Raw genomic sequence first — 3,958 nt, 5'->3', positions numbered from 1 at the left:
AAAAACTCATTTAAATCACTTTGCTATTAAGTACAAATTGATTCTTAGAGCGAACCAGATTGCTTGGCAGGAGCTTAAAAATATGGCAGCTTAAAATTGACCGTGCGTAACATGAGTTACTCTTTTTTCCGAAGGACTTTCTTGCAGCCTTACTGGATGTTGCGTGGCCCGAATGTTTTCCTGTTTGCAGATCTAGAACTATAATTAAGCTAAGGTCTTTTATTTAAAAAAATTTATGGAACAAGATAAAACGAATGAAGCGATAAGAAAAGCGCTGCAAGACTATGAAGAGATCCTTCGTAAAATGCGCGAGTCACTCAGTTTAAACGCAGAATCCCCTGAGCAGGTTATTGCTACTACTAATCAAGTGAATGATGCCGCCTATACTCTTTTTCTTAAAACTTATGAGCTTAATAACCAAAAAAGCGAGGAAGCGTACGCCATTTATCAAGAACAAACAAAAGTGCTTGATGCGGCAAGCGAAGAGGCGTATCAAAGTTATCAGGAGAAGGGGCAACCGAGCTATGAAGAGTATGTAAAAATTAAGGAAAAAAATGATCGTGCCCGAGAGGATGCTTATAATCTATATTTAAAAAGTAAAGAGCTAAATGACTTAGCGAGTAATAAAGCCTATGAACACTACGTGCAGCAACATGAAGATAATATCGCTTTCAGTAAGCACGTTTTGGATGAACATAACCTGCATCAAGACAATATCGCTCTTTCCAAACCTGCCGATACCATTACCAGTATGGTGGAACGTCTGAAAGAATTCAGCCTTGAACAGGATAAGGCACCCACCTTAGCAACACCGATGCAAGAGTCCTTAGAAGAAGAGTTAGCGGATGAGGAAGAAAATAGGCATTCATTAGGCTCTTAGGAATAAACCTTAGTCTATTTTTTCCCGAATTAGCTCAAGCAGCTCTTCAATATCAAAAGGCTTTGGTAGTAAATACTCATTAGGATAAAAAACTTGGTTCTCAATATTAATTTTTGCCGATAAAATTAAAGTAGGAATAGTCTTAAAGCGTGGGTTTAAGCGCTGTCGCTCACGAAATTGCCAACCATTCATAATTGGCATCATTAGATCTAACAGAATAAAGTCCGGCAAAGAAGGCGCCTTTTCTAAAAGATCTAAGGCCTCTTGCCCATTAGAAGCAGTAATAACCCCATAGCCCTCATCCTCAAGAACCCAAATTAAGCAGTCTCGAATGCTCTGATTATCATCAACTAATAGAATATAGGGCTCATGCATTTTTACGCTCTAATTTGGGAAAAAAAATAGTAAACTTGGTTCCTTTAGTTAAGCCTTCACTATATATTTCAATGCTCGCCCCTTGTAACTCTAATAAATTGCGGACTAAAACTAAACCTAAGCCTAAACCATTTGATTCACGAGATAAAGAGGAATCAAATTGGGTGAAGGGCTTAAATAGCATAGGCAGGAATTCTGGTGCAATTCCTTGACCGTTATCTTGCACATGAATTTGGGTGAGATCTTCGTTATCCTCAATCCAAATTTTTATAGTGCCCGATGCTTGCGTAAATTTAATAGAGTTCATTAATAAATTATTAAATACTTGCGCCATGCGCTCGTGATTCAATAAAAGTATTAAACTCTCTTGCGGAGTTTGGAAATCAATAAAAATATTTTTTTCTTTTATTTGCTTCTGTACAAGCGCAATAGCCTCCTTAATTAACTCCACTATGTTTAATTCAGTTAATGACAAATACATCTTTCCGACCAGAATGGTGGAAATATCTAAAAGGGTATTAACTAACTCCGTTTGGGCTAAGGCATTTTCTTCAATAGCGGCTAAAGCCTTTTCGATCTGTGCGGTTTGATATTTTTTATGTTTTATTGCGCCTATCCAGCAGAGAATAGCGGTTAAAGGGGTGCGTAACTCATGAGAGAGGGTGGCTAAAAAAAGATTTTTCGCATGACTATCCTTTTCAGCAATTTCTTTTTCTTTTCGTAGTCGCTCATTTTCAGCAGCTAATTGGTAACGGGTCGCCTTTTTTAAATGGGCGCTAACCCGAGCTAATACTTCATCCGCAACAAAGGGTTTGATTAAATAATCGTCCGCGCCAAAATCCAAACCTTCGATTCGGTTTGTTGTTTCTGATCGGGCGGATAAAATAATAATCGGGATATTATGAAATAGAGGATCCGCACGTACTGATTTTACTAAACCATAGCCATCAAGCTTGGGCATCATCAGATCGGTTATGACTAAATCAAACTTCTTTGCTTTTAGACGCTCTAAGGCGGCATCTCCATTAGCAGCTGTTTCAACATTCCATCTTAGGCCTATGATACGCTTTAAATAATCGCGCATGTCGGAATTATCATCAACAATTAGAATCCAAGCAGAATCAATCAATTCAGACGCAGAACTGATATCACTTCGCGTTGCAGTAAACTCCATTTCGTCCTTACTACTCACTAAATAGCATCCTTTTCATTGATAACTCTACATCTAATTATATTAAATTTTTTTTTCATCATAGGATAAATATATGCCTTAATGAACTAAGGAAAACATTGAGTAAGGAATTATTTTTTCTATCCTTTTTTCTTCAAATTTAGGCAATTTGAATAATGACATTAAATTGGAAAAATTTATAGCTCAAGGCAACTAAAATTATTAGCTGAATAAGGCAAATAAATTAGAAATGACTGAGGTGTGCTCTACTGAAAAAGGCAGGGGCTCGCATTAAAGCATTAAAGAAGCCCCTATCTATGCGCTTTTACGCTTCCATAAATTGACGAATTTTTTTCATGGCATTTTTTTCTAATTGCCTCACTCGTTCAGCAGATACACCATATTTTTCTGCCAAATCGTGTAAGGTTAATTTTTTTTCAGCCAACCATCGTTGTTGTAAAATATCTTGACTACGCTCATCAAGCTGTTCTAGAGCAGACATTAATTGCTCCCGACCTTGATCGCCGCTGTCTTCTTTCTCAATCATTAAAGCGGGATCATCATGGACGCTAAATAAATAGCGCTCAGGCGCTTTATATCCTCCATCACCTTCATCATCAGAATCAGAGGCATCAAAGGCAGAATCCATGACATTTAAACGTTGCTCCATGATCAAAACATCTTCACGGCTTACACCTAAATCCTGAGCTACTGCTTCTACTTCTTCATTAGTGAACCAACCAAGACGATTTTTCATTTGGCGTAAATTAAAAAATAATTTACGTTGCGCTTTAGTCGTCGCTATTTTCACGATACGCCAGTTGCGCAATACAAATTCATGAATTTCAGCTTTTATCCAATGTACAGCAAAAGAAACTAGACGCACCCCCATTTTAGGATCAAAACGTTTAACAGCCTTCATGAGGCCAACATTTCCTTCCTGAATGAGATCATTCAATGGCAATCCATACCCCAAATAACCTCGAGCTACACGGACCACATAACGTAAATGAGCCAGCACTAAGCGACGTGCCGCTTCAATGTCACCCTCAGAATGGAAGCGCTCAGCACAAGCAACCTCTTCCTCTAAGGTCAACATAGGGATTTGATTAACTCGATGGATATAAGAATCAAGACTACCTACGGGTAGATTCATTGCAGCAAGTTGCAATTGTTGACTCATACTTCTTCCTCCAATAGTCACAACTCAAATGAAACTAGAAAACTCTCTGAAAAATTATTCTCAAACTCACCGCAGAAGAGCATTGCACTTAACATGGGCTTAGCTCAACTAGCGTATTCCTTTATTAGTAAGATTTATTATCAACTGTACAATTTATCGGTACAGGTCATTAGTGATTTCCACTGTTATACTCTAAAATCAGTAAAATTTCTAGGCTGGGGCTTAAGAATACAGGGTCACCTCATGAAAAATTTTGAGATAAGATAGTGGTTAAAATAGAATCATCCCATCCAGCATTTTTTCTGAGCCGCTTAATAGATTGCCTTTTCATCTGATTTTTAGTTAATTG

General features: G+C 37.7%; 4 protein-coding genes. 1 reads left to right on the top strand and 3 read right to left on the bottom strand.

Features of this window, described 5'->3' with window-relative positions; translation table 11 throughout:
- Positions 1–235: 235 nt before the first annotated feature.
- Positions 236–880, top strand: a complete 645-nt coding sequence (locus tag ELY15_RS14255) for a hypothetical protein (RefSeq protein WP_127101185.1) — start codon at positions 236–238, stop codon at positions 878–880.
- Positions 881–889: 9 nt separating this feature from the next.
- Here ELY15_RS14255 and ELY15_RS14250 read toward each other — a convergent pair whose 3' ends face one another.
- The 3 genes from ELY15_RS14250 to rpoH form a co-directional block, all read right to left on the bottom strand.
- Positions 890–1,255, bottom strand: a complete 366-nt coding sequence (locus tag ELY15_RS14250) for a response regulator (RefSeq protein ID WP_127101183.1) — start codon at positions 1,253–1,255, stop codon at positions 890–892.
- Positions 1,248–2,447: a hybrid sensor histidine kinase/response regulator gene (locus ELY15_RS14245; RefSeq protein WP_127101181.1), complete on the bottom strand. Its 1,200-nt coding sequence runs from the start codon at positions 2,445–2,447 to the stop codon at positions 1,248–1,250. The genes ELY15_RS14250 and ELY15_RS14245 overlap by 8 nt, the downstream gene beginning before the upstream one ends.
- Positions 2,448–2,751: 304 nt before the next feature.
- The gene (gene rpoH, locus ELY15_RS14240) at positions 2,752–3,609 is read right to left on the bottom strand and encodes an RNA polymerase sigma factor RpoH (protein WP_127101179.1); all 858 of its coding nucleotides are present in this window, start codon (positions 3,607–3,609) and stop codon (positions 2,752–2,754) included.
- Between the last annotated feature and the right edge of the window lie 349 nt (positions 3,610–3,958).

It is taken from the genome of Legionella sp. km772 (genome assembly GCF_003989735.1).
Taxonomy (GTDB): domain Bacteria; phylum Pseudomonadota; class Gammaproteobacteria; order Legionellales; family Legionellaceae; genus Legionella.
The sequence above is the reverse complement of the archived record's forward strand: the minus strand, read 5'-3'. Positions and strand labels throughout refer to the sequence as shown.

What these genes read in the sequence shown, in the direction of transcription:
- ELY15_RS14250 (WP_127101183.1), bottom strand. Translation starts at nt 1,255, where the DNA reads ATGCATGAGCCCTATATTCTATTAGTTGATGATAATCAGAGCATTCGA.
- rpoH (WP_127101179.1), bottom strand. Translation starts at nt 3,609, where the DNA reads ATGAGTCAACAATTGCAACTTGCTGCAATGAATCTACCCGTAGGTAGT.
- ELY15_RS14255 (WP_127101185.1), top strand. Translation starts at nt 236, where the DNA reads ATGGAACAAGATAAAACGAATGAAGCGATAAGAAAAGCGCTGCAAGAC.